This window comes from Acidocella aluminiidurans (genome assembly GCF_055383125.1).
Window position 1 is genome coordinate 2,493,935 of record NZ_AP031589.1, and the last position, 15,777, is coordinate 2,509,711.

The 15,777-nt window shown below is 64.2% G+C and carries 14 protein-coding genes and 1 pseudogene; 11 read left to right on the forward strand and 4 right to left on the reverse strand.

All coding sequences use genetic code 11. The features are described from left to right. Nucleotide 1: 1 nt before the first annotated feature. Nucleotides 2–687: pseudogene (locus ACZ46S_RS12390) on the forward strand (alpha/beta fold hydrolase). Here ACZ46S_RS12390 and feoB read toward each other — a convergent pair. Next, the gene (gene feoB / locus ACZ46S_RS12395) at nt 679–2,592 is read right to left on the reverse strand and encodes a ferrous iron transporter B (protein WP_464061964.1); all 1,914 of its coding nucleotides are present in this window, start codon (nt 2,590–2,592) and stop codon (nt 679–681) included. The pseudogene ACZ46S_RS12390 and the gene feoB sit on opposite strands and share 9 nt — an antisense overlap. A gap of 14 nt (nt 2,593–2,606) precedes the next feature. Beyond that, nucleotides 2,607–2,915, reverse strand: coding sequence for a FeoA family protein (locus ACZ46S_RS12400; protein WP_464061965.1), 309 nt, complete (start codon nt 2,913–2,915; stop codon nt 2,607–2,609). Between the two features lie 94 nt (nt 2,916–3,009). On the opposite strand from ACZ46S_RS12400, the gene ACZ46S_RS12405 reads away from it, so the two are divergent. The 5 genes from ACZ46S_RS12405 (at nt 3,010) to ACZ46S_RS12425 (ending at nt 6,874) form a co-directional block, all read left to right on the forward strand. Further along, nucleotides 3,010–3,303 carry a hypothetical protein gene (locus tag ACZ46S_RS12405; protein ID WP_464061966.1) on the forward strand — a complete coding sequence of 98 codons (294 nt, stop codon included), beginning with the start codon at nt 3,010–3,012 and terminating at the stop codon, nt 3,301–3,303. Nucleotides 3,304–3,350: 47 nt separating this feature from the next. After that, on the forward strand, nt 3,351–3,782 hold the full coding sequence (locus ACZ46S_RS12410; RefSeq protein ID WP_008494785.1) for a CBS domain-containing protein: 432 nt from the start codon (nt 3,351–3,353) through the stop codon (nt 3,780–3,782). Nucleotides 3,783–3,903: 121 nt separating this feature from the next. After that, a complete protein-coding gene (hemA, locus tag ACZ46S_RS12415) occupies nt 3,904–5,115 on the forward strand; it encodes a 5-aminolevulinate synthase (protein WP_464061967.1) in 1,212 nt (403 codons plus the stop codon). Continuing rightward, nucleotides 5,112–5,888, forward strand: a complete 777-nt coding sequence (locus ACZ46S_RS12420) for an SDR family oxidoreductase (RefSeq protein WP_464061968.1) — start codon at nt 5,112–5,114, stop codon at nt 5,886–5,888. Before hemA ends, ACZ46S_RS12420 begins: the two co-directional genes overlap by 4 nt. A 407-nt stretch (nt 5,889–6,295) precedes the next feature. After that, complete coding sequence (locus ACZ46S_RS12425; protein ID WP_464061969.1) at nt 6,296–6,874, forward strand: acetate uptake transporter; 579 nt, start codon at nt 6,296–6,298, stop codon at nt 6,872–6,874. Nucleotides 6,875–7,198: 324 nt separating this feature from the next. Here ACZ46S_RS12425 and ACZ46S_RS12430 read toward each other — a convergent pair whose 3' ends face one another. Continuing rightward, nucleotides 7,199–9,184 (reverse strand): putative bifunctional diguanylate cyclase/phosphodiesterase, encoded by a 1,986-nt coding sequence (locus tag ACZ46S_RS12430; RefSeq protein WP_464061970.1) that lies wholly within the window; start codon nt 9,182–9,184, stop codon nt 7,199–7,201. A 240-nt stretch (nt 9,185–9,424) separates the two neighbouring features. Here ACZ46S_RS12430 and ACZ46S_RS12435 point away from each other — a divergent pair, with 240 nt between their 5' ends. Genes ACZ46S_RS12435 through ACZ46S_RS12455 form a run of 5 tightly spaced genes read left to right on the forward strand, consistent with a single transcriptional unit; the run spans nt 9,425 to nt 14,797 of the window. After that, complete coding sequence (locus ACZ46S_RS12435; RefSeq protein WP_464061971.1) at nt 9,425–9,715, forward strand: hypothetical protein; 291 nt, start codon at nt 9,425–9,427, stop codon at nt 9,713–9,715. Then, nucleotides 9,712–10,497, forward strand: coding sequence for an enoyl-ACP reductase FabI (fabI, locus tag ACZ46S_RS12440; RefSeq protein WP_464061972.1), 786 nt, complete (start codon nt 9,712–9,714; stop codon nt 10,495–10,497). The genes ACZ46S_RS12435 and fabI overlap by 4 nt, the downstream gene beginning before the upstream one ends. A gap of 10 nt (nt 10,498–10,507) precedes the next feature. Beyond that, complete coding sequence (locus ACZ46S_RS12445; RefSeq protein ID WP_464061973.1) at nt 10,508–12,211, forward strand: PHA/PHB synthase family protein; 1,704 nt, start codon at nt 10,508–10,510, stop codon at nt 12,209–12,211. Nucleotides 12,212–12,222: 11 nt separating this feature from the next. After that, on the forward strand, nt 12,223–13,614 hold the full coding sequence (locus ACZ46S_RS12450) for a bifunctional enoyl-CoA hydratase/phosphate acetyltransferase (protein WP_295742071.1): 1,392 nt from the start codon (nt 12,223–12,225) through the stop codon (nt 13,612–13,614). Continuing rightward, a complete protein-coding gene (locus tag ACZ46S_RS12455; protein WP_464061974.1) occupies nt 13,607–14,797 on the forward strand; it encodes an acetate/propionate family kinase in 1,191 nt (396 codons plus the stop codon). Before ACZ46S_RS12450 ends, ACZ46S_RS12455 begins: the two co-directional genes overlap by 8 nt. Here the strand turns inward: ACZ46S_RS12455 and ACZ46S_RS12460 are convergent. Further along, nucleotides 14,782–15,627: an oxidoreductase gene (locus tag ACZ46S_RS12460; protein ID WP_464061975.1), complete on the reverse strand. Its 846-nt coding sequence runs from the start codon at nt 15,625–15,627 to the stop codon at nt 14,782–14,784. The two genes, ACZ46S_RS12455 and ACZ46S_RS12460, sit on opposite strands and share 16 nt — an antisense overlap. Between the last annotated feature and the right edge of the window lie 150 nt (nt 15,628–15,777).

The window sequence follows — 15,777 nt, forward strand, 5'->3', positions numbered from 1 at the left end:
CATGGCGGTGTTTCTGCTGGTTCCCGGCGCCTGGCACGACGCCTGGTGCTGGGCGGCGCTCACCCCGCTCCTGGAAGCGGTCGGGCATCAGGTAATCGCGCCGGATCTTGCCCCGGTGCCGGCCGGCGCCAACCCGCTGCCGCTCTGGGCGCGGCAAATCGCGGATCTGGCGCTGGCGGCATCCGCGCCCGTGCTGCTGGTCGGCCATAGCCGGGGCGGGCTGGTGATTTCGGAAGCTGGTGCAATCGCGCCGCAGGCGGTCCGCAAGCTGGTCTATCTCACCGGATTTCTGCTGCCGCCGGGCGGCAGCATGCAGAGCGCCATCGCCATGCAGGAGGCGGGCGGCGCGCCGGATTATCTGCGCCCGGCCCGTGGGCGCTGCCTTGCGGTGGCGCCGGACGCGGTGGCGGCCCGGTTTTACAATCTCGCCCCGCCGGAGGTGGCGGCCAGCGCCGCCGCGCGGCTGCAGCCGGAGCCGATGGGAAGTTTCTCGGCCCCCTCACCGCCATGCCGGATTTACCCCGGGCCTATATAGAATGCACGCAGGACAGGGTTCTGCCGCTGGCCCTGCAGCGGGCGATGCAGGTGGCACTGCCCTGCGAGACGGTGCTGACCCTGCCAGCCGACCACTCGCCCTTTTTATCCATGCCGGGGGCGCTGGCGGAGGCTTTATTGGCGCTACCCTAACCCTGCCAGGCAGGCGAGCTGATAGGTCGCGAACGCCGCCCCATACGCCAGCGTCAGCATATAGGCGAACACCAGAGCCGCCCAGCGCCAGCCGCCGGTCTCGCGGCGGATGGTCGCCAGGGTGGAGGCGCATTGCGGGGAGAACACGTACCAGGCCAGCAGCGCCAGCGCCGTGGCGATGCTCCAATGCGCCGCCAGCACCCCGCCCAGATGCCCCGGATCATCCGCCGAGGCGGAGATGGAATACACCGTACCGAGTGCGGCCACCGCCACCTCACGCGCCGCCATGCCGGGGATCAGCGCGACATTGATCTGCCAGTTGAAGCCGATCGGCTGGAAGATCGGCGCCAGCACATGGCCGATCCAGGCGGCGGCGCTGTAATCGATGGCGGGCTGGGTGGCCCCCTTGGGCGCCAGCGGCAGCGAGCACAGCGCCCAGATCACGATCATCATCGAGAAAATCGTCGTCCCGGCGCGCTTCAGGAAGGCTTTCGCCCGCTGCCAGAGGCCGATGGCCACGCTGCGCGGGCTCGGCATCTTGTAATCCGGCAGCTGCAGCAGGAACGGGTCATGCTGCGCCTTGCGCCAGACCAGACGCTTCATGATGAAGGACACGCCCAAAGCCGCGACAATGCCCACCGCATACAGCCCGAACATCACCAGCCCCTGCAGCTGGATGCCCAGCACATGCTTATCCGGAATGAAGGCGCCGATGATCAGCGTATAAACCGGAATTCGGGCCGAGCAGGTCATCAAGGGCGCGACCAGAATCGTCGCCAGCCGATCCCGCCGGCCATCGATCACCCGGGTGGCCATGATGCCGGGAATGGCGCAGGCGAAGCTGGAGAGCAGAGGGATGAAGGCGCGCCCATGCAGCCCGGCCCCGCCCATGATCCTGTCCATCAGGAAGGCGGCGCGGGCCATATAGCCGAAATCCTCCAGCACCAGGATGAAGAAGAACAGGATCAAAATCTGCGGCAGGAACACCACCACGGAGCCCACCCCGTTCAGCACGCCATCGCGCACGAAGGAGAGCAGCGGCCCCTCCGGCAGCACATGCCCGGCGAGCACGCCCAGCCAGTCGAACAGGTTGGAAATCGCATCCATCGGCGCCTGCGCCCAGGTGAAGACCGCCTGGAACATCACGAACAGGATCGCGAACAGCACCACCAGCCCGGCGAGCGGGTGCAGCAGCACTTTGTCGATGCGCGCCGTGGTGCTGTAGGTCTGCGCCGGCATGGTCACGCAGGCGGCGATCAGCGCATCCGCCTGGCGCTGCAGGTCGCGCATGGCGTGGCGGTCCGGCGCCTCCCAGGCGGGCACGGGCTGCGGCGCCGGCAGTCCCAGCGCCACGCGCTCATCCAGGAAGGCCAGCAGCTCGCGGATGCCGGCCTTGCGCACCGCCACCGAGGCGATGACCGGCATGCCCAGCATCCCCGCCAGCTTTTCGGTATCGATGACGATGCCGCGATGCTTGGCGATATCCGCCATGTTCAGCACCAGGGCCATCGGCGCGCCGAGCGCCTTCAGCTCCAGCGCCAGGCGCAGCGAGAGCCGCAGATCCGTCGCATCCGCCACACAGAGCAGAAATTCCGGCAGCGCCTCGCTGACCACCCGGCCCAGCACCACGTCGCGGGCGATCACCTCATCCGGGCTGCGGGCGCGCAGCGAATAGGTGCCGGGCAGATCCAGCACCCGGATGGCCCGCCCGCCCGGCGTGGTGAAATGCCCCGCCTTGCGCTCAACCGTGACCCCCGGATAATTCGCCACATGCTGGCGGCTGCCGGTCAAGGCGTTGAACAAAGCGGTTTTGCCGCAATTCGGGTTGCCGATCAGCGCGATCCGCGCGATCGTCTCGGCATGCAAAACCGCCCCGTTTTCCGGGGCCTCGGCACAATGGCTCATCTGTTAAATCCGGTTCAGGCGGGCACCACCAGCACCGCACCGGCTTCCCGCCGGCGCAGCGCGAAGGTGGCGCGGCCATTGATCCGCACCGCGATCGGGTCGCGCCTTATCAGCCCCTCATGCAGAACCTCGATCTCGGCCCCCTCCACCAGCCCCATCTCCAGCAGCCGGCGCTCCAGCTCCTCTTCCGGCAGGCTGCCCTGCACGCCAATCGGGTCCACGGCGAGGATATTGCCTTTGAAGCCGGGCTTCGCCTGCCCCAGCGTCATGTCACGCGGGGTGGTTCCGGCATCGGACGAGCCTAAATGGGTCTGGCGCAGCACTTGGTATCCCCAAAGCAGAGGTTTGAGACCCAGACTTAATGCGAATGAATGTCAAAAACAATGATTTGAATCAAAGCGTCGAGTCATTCCCGCCATGCGGCAGCACCGCGCCATCGGTGTGGTGTTTCAGGACGCCATGCTGTTCAACCGCTCCAGCCGCGTGACTCTGCGGATCCGCCGCCCGGACACGACACCGGCGGACATCCGCCGCGCCTGCGAGATAGCCGAGGCGTTAAATTGCATCGAGGCACAGCCGGAGGGTTTTGAAACCCTGATCGTCGAACGCAGGACCTTCCAGCATTTGCTGGCCCAGCACAGCGTGTTCGCGCATCTGGTCGAGATACAGCTTATACCTGAAATTTCTGAGACCCATTCAAATAATAATTGAACCTTGCCGCGGCTTTGCCCCATACTTGCCGAAAACGGAGGAATAAAATGCTCGTAAGCGCGATCTTGAAGAACAAGCCCCCCGGTTTCGTTTCGGTTCCGGCGGATCTGCCGGTCAGCGGTGTCGTCAGCATCCTGGCGGAGAAAGTCATCGGCGCCGTGCTGGTGGTGGAAAATGGCGAGCTGATCGGCATTCTCAGCGAGCGCGACGTGGTCCGCACCCTGGCCACCCGCGCCGCCGGCACGCTCTCCATGACCGCCGGCGCGTTGATGACCCGCAAGATCACCACCGGCACGCCGGAAACCACCGTCGAGCAGGCGATGGAGATGATGACCAACGGCCATTTCCGCCACCTGCCGATCCTGGAAAATGGCCGCCTCACCGGGCTGGTCTCGATCGGCGACGTGGTGAAGGCCCGCATCGACCAGAGCCAGCATGAGGTGGACAGTTTGCGCACCTACGTCGCCGGGCGCGTTTAGCGGCGCTGTAAACCGGGCAAGCTTGTGCGCCGCACAAAGCTGCCCGGTTGATTTGCGTCATTGACTTGGGCGGCGCGGGGGCGCTTTTTTCGCCCAGGATTTTTCACGAACGCGGGTCGAGATGCATAAATTTCTTACCAAATGCGACGAAGCGCTGGCCGACATCTCGGCTCAGGGGCGCTATCGCCGTTTCGTGGCGCTGGAGAAGCTGGCCGACCGCTTCCCCTATTATTCCGTCACCATGGAAGGCCAGACGCGGGATATTCTGGTCTGGTCGACCAATGACTACCTCGCCATGGGCACCGATCCGCGGGTGATCGAGGCCGCATCCGCCGCCGCCCAGCGCTACGGCGCCGGCGCCGGGGGCACGCGCAACATCGCCGGCTCCTCGCCGCTCCATGTGGCGCTTGAGGAGGAGCTGGCCGATCTGCACGGCAAGGATGCCGCGCTACTCTTCACCTCCGGCTATGTCTCCAACCAGGCGACGCTGACCGCGATCCTGAATTCCCTGCCGGACTGGCATGTGTTCTCGGACGCGCAGAACCATAATTCCATGATCGTCGGCATCAAGGGCGGCAAGACCGCCACGGTGCATGTGTTCAAGCATAACGATCTTGAGGATCTGGAGCGCCTGCTCGCTGCCGCCCCGGCGGAGGCGCCGAAGCTGATCGTCTTCGAGAGCGTCTATTCCATGGATGGCGACATCGCCCCCATGACGGAAATCTGCGATCTCGCGGATAAATATAACGCCCTCACCTATCTGGACGAGGTGCATGCCGTGGGCATGTACGGCGAACATGGCGGCGGCGTTTCCGAGCGCGATGGGGTGGCGAACCGCATCACCATCATCGAGGGTACGCTGGCCAAGGGCTATGGCTGCCATGGCGGCTATATCACCGGCGATTTCAAGGTGCTGGACTATATCCGCTCGGTCGCGGCCGGCTTCATCTTCACCACCGCTTTGCCGCCGCCGACCGTCGCCGCGGCGCTGACCTCCATCCGCATCCTGAAGGAGGACCATGAACGCCGGGCCCGGCTGTTCGACCGCGCGGAGACGCTGAAGGCCAAGTTCAAGACGGCCGGCCTGCCGGTGATGGAGAGCAATTCCCATATCGTGCCGCTGATGATCGGCGACGCCGCCAAGGCCACCGAAGTCTCCATGCGGCTGATCCGGGAATTCGGCATGTATGCCACGCCGATCAACTACCCCACCGTCGCCCGCGGCACGGAGCGTCTGCGCTTCACCCCCGGCCCGAAACATACGGATGCGATGATGGATGATCTGGTGGCGGCCCTGCAGCACATCCTGCTGCCGGCCGAGGTCGCGGCGTGATCGATCTCGGGCTGGCCGGCAAGGCTGTTCTCGTCACCGGCGGCTCCAAAGGGATCGGCCTGGCCTGCGCCAAGGCCTTCCTGGCGCAAGGGGCAAGGGTGGCCATCGCCTCGCGCGATCAGGCCAATATCGACGCCGCGTTGGCAGCACTTCCGGGCGCCGTCGGCTTCGCCGCCAATCTCTCGGAGGCGCAGGCGGCACTGGCGCTGCTGGACAAGACCGAGGCGGCTTTGGGGCCGCTGGAGGTGCTGGTGAACAGCGCCGGCGCGGCGCGGCGCAACCCGCCGCCGGACCTCACCCCCGATGCCTACCGCGCGGCGATGGACGCGAAATATTTCTCCACCATCAATCTGGTCGACCCCGCGATCAAGCGCATGGCCGCGCGCGGGCATGGGGCCATCGTCAACATCATCGGCGTCGGCGGCAAGGTGGCCGCGCCCGAGCATATCGCCGGCGGCGCGGCGAATGCGGCCTTGATGCTGGCCACGGCCGGCCTCGCCGCCGCCTACGCCACCTCCGGCGTACGCATCAACGGCATCAATCCCGGCCTCACCGAGACCGGCCGCGTGCAGGAAGGGCTGCAAGCCACCGCCCGCAGCCGCAACATCTCCATGGACGAGGCTTTGACCGAGACGGTGGCGAAAATCCGCGCCGGGCGGATGGCCAAGCCGGAAGAGATCGCCAATGCGGCACTGTTCCTCGCCTCGCCGCTCTCCAGCTACGTCAATGGCGCGGTGCTGCCGATGGACGGGGTCCAGAACCCGGTCATCTGAGGAGCAGAGCGGCCTGGTTTCAATTATGCCCTCTAAACCCATATTGCTGGCCAAAACCTGAGTCGCGCGTGGGGGTAAAGCCTTCGCGCTCCGACATATCCCGGCGACGCCTCAGCTGGCCGCCCCATCGGGTGTGGATGAGGGCCGGAACAAAACGTTCCAAAACGAGACAAGCACGAGAGCGATAGATGTTGAGGCCGACGCGGCCGCGTCAAAATAAACACATGGAATTGCTGACCAAAACAAAAATGAGCGCGTCAAGCTAAAGGCTTGATGCATCAGAGTTCTTCCGTGACCATGAAAAATATGCAATAAGCTACATATCAGAGGCCGAATAACGGCCCGGCAACAAAACAAAATGACAAAAAGACGACCAAAAAGCGCAACTCTTCTGGAGGAATAAGAATATGAAGCTCGCAAATCCTGCCCCGCTCGGGCTGTTCGGCTTTGCCCTGACCACCTGGCTTCTCTGTCTAATCAATTCCGGCCTCATGCCCGCCACCGCCGTGCCGCTGGTGCTGGCCATGGCCATCGCCTTCGGCGGTACCGCGCAATTCTGCGCCGGGCTGATGGAGATGGTGAAAGGCAACAGCTTCGGCTTCGTCGCCTTCTGCTCCTACGGCGCCTTCTGGTGGAGCTTCGCGCTGTTCGTGGAATTCTTCGCCAAGGGCGTACCGGCTGTCGCTGTCGGCTGGTATCTGCTGGTCTGGGGCGCCTTCACAATCGCAATGTGGATCGGCACCTTCGCGCTGAACCGCACCTTGTTCCTGATCTTCGCGGCCCTTTCCATCACCTTCCTGCTGCTCGGCTTCAAGGATCTGCTGGGCATCCCCGCCCTGGGCACGCTGGGCGGCTATGGCGGGCTGATCACCGCGATCCTGGCCTTCTATCTCGGCGCCGCCGAGATCATCAACGAGGCGCATGGCCACACCGTGCTGCCGATCGGCGTGCCCGGCCCGCGCCTGAGCCACGCCGCCGCCGAATAATTCACCAACAATAAGCTTAACCCCTTACTGACCCAGGCGCCGCAAGCGTCTGGGTTTTTTGCGGCTTGGCGCGCAAGACGCGCTCTTGCTGTTTGTTTGAGCCAGAAGCTTTATCCGATCAAAAAACTATTTAACCGGATGCTGCTCCAGCGCGATGAATGAAGCTTCAGGCCAATCGCGCAACCTGTTTCATGCCGCCTAGAGCATCAAGCTTTTAGCTTGATGCTCTAGGCTTTGTTTTAGCGAGCAATTTCATGTGTTTATTTTGACGCTGGCGCGTCAACCTAAACACATATTGCTCTAGACTGCCTCCGCCTTGCCGCGTCAGGCCGCATGCGGGGCGGCGGCTTCAAACCCCTCGATCAGCCCCGCCACCGCCTCCGCCGGCACCGGCCGTGAAATCAGAAAGCCTTGAATGAAATGGCCGCCCAAAGCTGCGATGGTGTGCAGCTGCTCCAGCGTCTCCACCCCTTCCACCACGCAATCCAGCCGCAGATTGTCGCAAAGCGAAATGATCGTTTTGACAATATTGGCCGAAACGGCACTCGCATGCACATCGACGACGAAGCTGCGGTCGATCTTGATTTTATCCAGCTGCAGCCGGCTGACATGGCTGAGGCTGGAAAAGCCGGTGCCAAAATCATCCAGCGCAATCCGCGCCCCCAGCGCCCGCAATTCCCGCAAACAGGATTGCGCATGCTCGAAATCTTCCAGCAAGGCGGATTCCGTCACCTCGAACTCGATCCGCGACGGCGCCAGCCCGCTCCCCGCCACCAGCGTACGGAGCCTGCTCATCGTCTCCGGCGAGGTGAAATTATACGGCGAAAGATTGAAGTTCAGACTGACATGGTCCGGCCATTCCTTCGCTGCCGCCAGGGCTTTTTGCAACAGCACCGCCGTCATCGGGCAAACCAGCTGGGAGCGTTCGGCCAATGGCACGAACAGGCCCGGGCTCACCAGCCCCAGCTCCGGGCTTTGCCAGCGCGCCAGAGCCTCGAACGCCACCACCTTGCGCTGCGCGACATCCACAATCGGCTGGAACGCCACCCATAATTCCGATTCCATATCCGAATGGCGAAAGGCCTGCTCCAGCCGCGCCTCGGCGCGGATGCGCGTTTCATGTTCCTGGGAGAACAGCACCATCCCGCCTTTCTGCGTCTGTTTGCCGTGATACAGCGCGTAATCTGCGCGCTCGAACAATTCCTCGGCGGTGGCGCCGGCATCGGGATAGATCGCCACCCCCAGCGAGCTGGAAATCGTCGCCAGCCGGTCCCCGACGATGCACGGCCCTTCCAGCACATGCCGCACATCGTTGGCGAATTGCCGCACCGCCGCGTCGCCCTGACAATCGCGCAAAATCACCCCGAACTCATCCCCACCCAGCCTGGCGATGAACACCCCCTCCCCCACCAGACGCCGTAGCCGCGCGCCGACCTGTGCCAGCAACCTGTCCCCGGCCGCATGGCCATACATGTCATTGACGCCCTTGAACCGGTCCAGATCCATCAGCGCCACCGCGAGGCATCGTCCGGCTTGCGCGGCATCCGTCAGCGCCTGCTCCAGCTCGGCGAAAAACCGCCGCCGGTTGGGCAGGCCGGTGAGCGAGTCCAGATAGGCCAGACGCGAATTCTCGTCCGAAAGACGCTGCGTCTCGCGCTGGCGGCGTTGCAATTCCCGCTCCGAATGGCTGAGGGCGACGAAATCCTTGGCGTTGCACAGCAGCATCTGAAGGGTGACGAACAGCACCAGAACCGCCCCGGCGCCGCTCAACCGCACCGGCGCTTGCGGCGCCGAAAGAAAGACCAGCGCACTGGGCAAACCGACAATCAACCCCAGCAGGATCGCCGCGCTGCGCAGGCTGATCAGGCAGATGAAGCAAGTGAGCAAAAATAATGCGACCGCGATCTCCACCTGAAAACGCTGATAGACATCGCCATAAGGCAGCAGCAGCAGCGCCCAGCCCCCGGCACAGCTCCCCAGCACCACCCCGCTGCGCCGCGCCGCGCGCAGCTTGCGCACCGCATCCACCCGCGCGCTCGGGCGGGCGCGACGATACAGCCACAGCGTCAGCCGGATCGTCGCGATCACCAGCAGCAGCAACGGGATCATCCACCCTAGCAGCGGCGGCGCCACTTCCATATGCGTGATCGCCAGGCTGCTCAGATTGAAGATCGATACCAGATAAAGCGTAGGCAAGCGCTGCGACAGCGCCGCGAGCTGCGTTGCCGCCAGGGCCGGATCATCCTCCGGCAGGGCCATGAGATCGTGCATCCAGCGCATGAAGCGCCGTTTCCCTAGCAGGTTGCGCATGGTTTGCCGGCCCCTGGAAAGAAATCTGCTCATGCCGCCACCAGACCCGAATTTTGTAAACAGAATGTATATTTCCGGCTCGGATATTTATCCGCCGTTAATGCCCTGACCTTGTGCGGTTTTTCCTTTCCGTCCCGCGTGACTCAAAACCGTCACGCCCGGGGCTTGATAAAGGTCAATGCGCCAGACCACGAAAGATGGCTGATTTCGGGCATTGATCCTGACCCAGGAGACTGTGTTATGTCGGACAAGACCCAGAGCGATCCGTTCAACGTTCTCGGCATCTCCAAGGAGCTTCTCGCCGCCGCGAAACTCCCTTATGGCGGCGCCATGTTCGCGGACATGGCCGAGCGCATGCAAAGCCTCACCCAGGCGCAGATCGCCTATGGGCAGACCATCATGCGCGCCAATGCCACGCTGCTTTCCGCCTGGCTGGATATCAAGGCCGCGCGCGATGCCGAGGACGGCCCCCAGGCCCGGGCCGAGCGCCCCAGCAAGGCCGCGCACCGGCCGGACGTCTCCGCCCCATGACGCCCCCCGCCGCTCCGGGACGGCTTGCCGGAAAGCGCGGGCTCATTCTTGGCATCGCCAACCGGCACAGCATCGCCACAGGCTGCGCCCAGGCCTTCGCAAACGAGGGCGCGGTGCTGGCCGCCACTTATCTGAACGACAAGGCCAAGCCCTTCGTCGAGGCCGTGACCACCACCCTGCCCTGCGATCTGCTGCTGCCCTGCGATGTGCAGGCCCAAGGCGCGCTGGAAGCGGTGTTCGACGCGGTGAAGGCCAAATGGGGCGGGCTGGATTTTCTGCTGCACTCCATCGCCTTCGCCCCGGCGCAGGATCTGCACGGCCGCGTGGTGGACAGCTCCGCCGCCGGCTTCGCCCAGGCGATGGATATTTCCTGCCACTCCTTCCTGCGCGCCGCCAGGCTGGCCGAGCCCTTGATGCCGCAAGGCGGCACGCTGCTCGCCGTCACCTATCAGGGCGCCGAGCGCGTCATTCCGCATTACGGGCTGATGGGCCCGGTGAAGGCGGCGCTGGAGAGCGCGGTGCGCTACGCCGCCGCTGAGCTGGGAGGCAAGGCCATCCGGGTCAATGCCATCTCGCCGGGCCCCATCGCCACCCGCGCCGCCAGCGGCATCGCCGAGTTCTCCGCGCTGCTGGACAATGCCGCCCGCATTTCACCGGAACGGCGGCTTGCCAGCATCGAGGATTGCGGGGCGCTCGCCGCCTTCCTGGTCTCGGATGCGGCGCGCATGCTCACCGGCCTCATCCTGCCCATCGATGGCGGCGAACATCTCATCGGGAATTAGGAAGCCTCTCATGTCCGAACCACCCCACCCCCCGGCGGATCTCGACCGCGCCTTGCACGCCGCCCAGGCGCGGCTCACCGGCGGCCTCTCCCTCGCCGCCTTGACCCTGGCCTGGGCGGATTGGGCGCTGCATCTGGCCGACCAGCCCGGCCGGCAGCTGCAGCTCGCCCGCCAGGCCGCGAACGACGCCCAGGCCCTCACCCGCCAGGCGCTGGGCCTGTCCTACGATCCAGTCACGCCCGAGCCGCAGGATCACCGCTTCCGCGACCCCGGCTGGGCCCAGGGCCCGGCCGCCTTCGCCACCCAGGCCTTCCTGCGCACCGCGCGCTTCTGGGAGGCGGCCACCACCAATATCGACGGCGTCAGCCACGAGAATGAACGCATCGTCAATTTCGCCGCCCGCCAGATGCTGGACGTGCTGGCCCCTTCCAACTTTCCCCTCACCAACCCGGAAGTGCTCAAGCGCGCCCAGGAAAGCCATGGCGAGAGCCTGCGCCAGGGGGCGAAAAACCTGATCAAGGATCTGCGCGCCGCCGGCACCAGCAAGGCCCAGCCGCTACCGATGCGCCCCGGCCGCGAGGTCGCGCTCACCCCCGGCCGGGTGGTGCTGCGCAATGAATTGCTGGAGCTGATCCAATACGCCCCGGAGACCGAAACCGTCCGCCCGGAACCGATCCTCATCGTCCCCGCCTGGATCATGAAATATTACATCCTCGATCTCTCGCCGCAGAATTCGATGGTGAAATATCTGCTCTCCCAGGGCTTCACCGTGTTCTGCATCTCCTGGCGCAACCCGGACGCCGCGATGCGCGATGTGTCGCTGGATGATTACCGCCGCCTGGGCACGATGGCCGCCATCGACGCCGTCTCCGCCATCTGCAACGGCGAAAAAATCCATGCCGCCGGCTATTGCCTCGGCGGCACGCTGCTCTCCATCACCGCCGCCGCCATGGCGCGCGACGGCGATGAGCGCCTCGCCTCCCTCACGCTGCTCGCCGCCCAGACGGATTTCACCGAAGCCGGCGAGCTGCAGCTTTTCATCAACGAATCCCAGCTGCACTTCCTGGATGATGCGATGTGGGCGCAAGGCTATCTGGACGCCCCGCAAATGGCCGGCGCCTTCCAGATGCTGCGCGCCAACGATCTCGTCTGGTCGCAGATGATCCGCCGCTATTATCTCGGCGAGCAGGACCATCCGAATGATCTGATGTCCTGGAACATGGACGCCACCCGCATGCCCTACCGCATGCATTCGGAATATCTGCGCAAGCTCTTCCTGAATAACGACCTTGCCGAAGGCCGCTTCGAGGCCGGCGGGCGCAAGATCTCGCTGGCCGACATCAAGGCGCCGTTCTTCGTCATCGGCACCGAGACCGACCATATCGCGCCCTGGCGCTCGGTCTATAAGCTCCAGCAGCTCAACGGCAATGATTTCACCTTCGTGCTCACCTCCGGCGGCCATAATGCCGGGGTGGTGAGCGAGCCCGGCCACCCGCACCGGCATTTCTGCAAGCTGGAGCGCAAAGCTGGGGATCTCTACGTGCCGCCGGATGAATGGCAAAGCCACGCTTATTGCCAGGAAGGTTCCTGGTGGCCGGACTGGGCCGGCTGGCTCGCCGCACGCTCCGGCCCTCCCACCAATCCGCCGCAACTGGGCAACGCCGCTTACCCGGCGAAAGAGCGCGCCCCCGGCACCTATATTTTCCAACGCTGAAGGATATCACCATGGATATGCAGACAGAGCAGCTGGAAAACCGCATCTTCGCCGAGCTGGCGCTGGGCGATCACGCCAGCCTCACCCGCACCATAACGATGGACGATATCGCCCTCTTCTCCGTCATCTCCGGCGATGTGAACCCGGCGCATCTGGACAAGGATTATGCCGCGTCCGACCTGTTCCACCATATCATCGCCCAGGGCGTGCTCACCGCCGGGTTGATCTCCGCCGTGCTCGGCACCAAACTCCCCGGCCCCGGCACCATCTATCTCGGCCAGGAGCTGAAATTCCGCGCCCCCGTCGCCCCTGGCGACACCATCACCGCGACACTGACGATCACCGAGCTGCAACCGGAAAAACACCGCGTCATTCTGGATTGCCATTGCCGCAACCAGGAGGGCAAGGAGGTACTGAGCGGCACCGCCATTGTGCAGGCGCCGACGGAAAAAGTCAGCCGCCCCGCCATCGCCTTGCCGGAAGTGCGGCTGCTGCGGCATGAATTTTTGCGCACGCTGCTGGCCAAGGCCACATCCGGCGAGAAGCTCGCCACCGCCATCGCCTGGCCCTGCGATGAAACCTCGCTGCAGGCCACCGCAGAAGCCGCTTCGCGCGGCCTCATCACCCCCATCCTGGTCGGCCCGGCCGCCCTCATCCACGCCAAAGCCGCGCAATATAACATCGATATTTCAGCCTTCCGCATCGAGGAGGCGGCAAGCAGCGCGCAGGCCGCCAGCCGCGCCGTCGCCCTGGCGAAATCCGGCGAGGCCGGCGCGCTGATGAAAGGCGCTCTGCATACGGATGAACTTCTGCACGAGGTGATGAAACCCGAGACCGGCCTGCGCAATGGCGGCCGGCTCAGCCATGTCTATGTCATGGATGTCCCCGCCTACCCGAAACCGCTGCTGATCACCGATGCCGCGATCAATCTCTGCCCAAATCTGGAGGAAAAGCGCGACATTCTGCAAAACGCCATCTCTCTGGCGAAGGCTCTGGGCATTGCGGAACCGCGCGCCGCGATCCTGGCCGCGGTGGAAACCATCAACCCGCATATGCAGGCGACATTGGACGCCGCCGCGCTTTGCAAGATGGCCGAACGCGGCCAGATCAAAGGCGCCATTATCGACGGTCCCTTGGCCTTCGACAATGCGATCAGCGCCGAGGCCGCCGCGCAGAAACACATCACTTCCCCCGTCGCCGGCCAGGCGGATATTCTGCTGGTGCCGGATATCGAATCCGGCAACATGCTCGCCAAACAGCTGAGCTTTCTCGCCAATGCGGATGCGGCGGGGATCGTTCTGGGCGCCAGCGTGCCGATCATCCTCACCAGCCGGGCGGATACGGAGCGCGCCCGCCTCGCCTCCTGCGCCATCGCGGTGATGCTGGCGGGCCAACATGGCTGACGCGATCCTCACCATCAATGCCGGCTCCTCCAGCATCAAATTCGCTCTGTTCGAGCTGCGCGACGGCCTCACCCGCATCGCCGAGGGCGAGGCCGAGAATATTGGCGCCGCCCCGCATCTGCGCATCAAGGCCGGCGGCGCCGTGGCGTTCGAGCGGCGCTGGCCGGACCACGCGCCGCTGGATCATGAAGAGCTTCTCAACGAGGTTCTGAACTGGGTGGAAGCCCATCTCGGCGATGACAAGCTCATCGCCGCCGGCCATCGCATCGTGCATGGCGGGGCCAGCTTCACCCAACCGCTGCTGCTCGATCCTTCGCATCTGGCCGAAATCGCCAAACTCAGCCAGCTCGCCCCGCTGCACGAGCCGCATAATTGCGCCGGGGTGCAGGCTCTGTTCAATCTCCGCCCGGAGCTGAAACAGATCGGCTGTTTCGATACCTCCTTCCATCACACCATGCCGGATGTCGCGGCACGCTTCGCGCTGCCGGAAGCGCTGCATCAAGAGGGCGTGCGCCGCTACGGGTTTCATGGCCTCTCTTACGAATATATCGTCTCCCGGCTTCCTGCCCAGGCCCCGCATCTGGTGAAAAGCCGCGTCATCATCGCGCATCTTGGCAATGGCGCCTCGATGTGCGCGGTGAAAAACGGAAAATCCATCGATTCCACCATGGGCTTTACCGCGCTCGATGGTCTGGTGATGGGCACGCGCACCGGCGCCATCGATGCCGGGGTGCTGCTTTATCTCATGCAGTCCCACAACATGAACGCTGCCGCCCTCACCGATCTGCTCTACAAAAAATCAGGCCTGCTCGGCCTCTCCGGCATCTCCGGCGATGTTCGGCTGCTCCTGGCCGACGGCTCCCCCGCCGCGAAACTGGCGCTGGATGTCTTCGCCTACCAGGCGGCGAAGCAGGCGGCCGGGCTGGTGGCGGCACTTGGCGGGCTGGACGGGCTGATCTTCACCGCCGGCATCGGCGAGCATGCCGCCCCCATCCGCGCCGCCATCTGCGCGCATCTCTCCTGGCTGGGGCTGAAACTTTCTCCGGAGGCCAATGACGCGAACGAGCCCGCCATCAGCGCTCCGGATAGTACGATCGAGGTGCGCATCATCCCCACCGACGAGGAGTTGATGATTGCCCGCCACACCTACGATCTTTTGAAAATCGCTCAGCCGGTCGGATAATCGGCGCTGTAGGATGCCTCTTTCTGGCTGCTGATCTCGGCCAGACGCTCTTCCAGCCTCTTTGTCACCGCGTCATAACCAAAGGCACCAAGCACGATATGGCGCGGCGCCTTGGCACGCTGCGTCAGCTCGATCATGATGTCGCTCGCCCGCACGGGATCCCCCGCCTGGTTACCGCTGCGCGCCTTGGTCGCATCCAGCCGCGCCCCGGCGGTGTCGGCGTAATCGGCGATCCTGTTCGGGGTCTGCTTCAGCGAGCGCCCGGCCCAATCCGTCCGGAACGGCCCCGGCTCCACGCAAGTCACCTGAATGCCGAGCGCCGCCGTCTCCACCCGCAGCGAGTCCGAGAATCCTTCCACCGCATGTTTGGACGCCGAATAATAAGCCGAAGCCGGATAGCCGATCAGCCCGGCGACCGAAGTGATGTTGAGAATATGCCCGCTTTTCTGCAAGCGCATCACCGGCAGCACCGCGCGGGTGAGCGCGAACAGCCCGAACACATTGGCATCGAACATGGCGCGGATCTCATGCTCCTCGCCTTCCTCGGCGGAGGTCTGGTAGCCATAGCCGGCATTATTCACCAGCACATCGATCCGCCCGAATTTTTCCACCGCCGCCGCCACCGCCGCGTCGATCTGCCCCTGATCGGTGACATCCAGCCTCACCGCCAACGCATTTGGTTGGTTTTCGACAATATCGGCAATCTGCGCGGCATTGCGCGCACTCACCACCACGTTCCAGCCACGCTGCAGCACCCGCAAGGCCAGCTCGCGGCCAAAGCCGGTCGAACAGCCGGTAATGAACCAAACAGGATTTTGACTGTCGCTCATTGCATCCACTCCTTGCAAACAAGGCAGCTTATGTAGACCGCGCCACCAGAATTTTCAGAGTTGACATATATTTTTCTTAAAATTTTCAAAAGTTTTTGGGGGTATGGGGAGTTTTTCCAAAAAGTCCCCATAAACGTCCGGGCCGTTCGC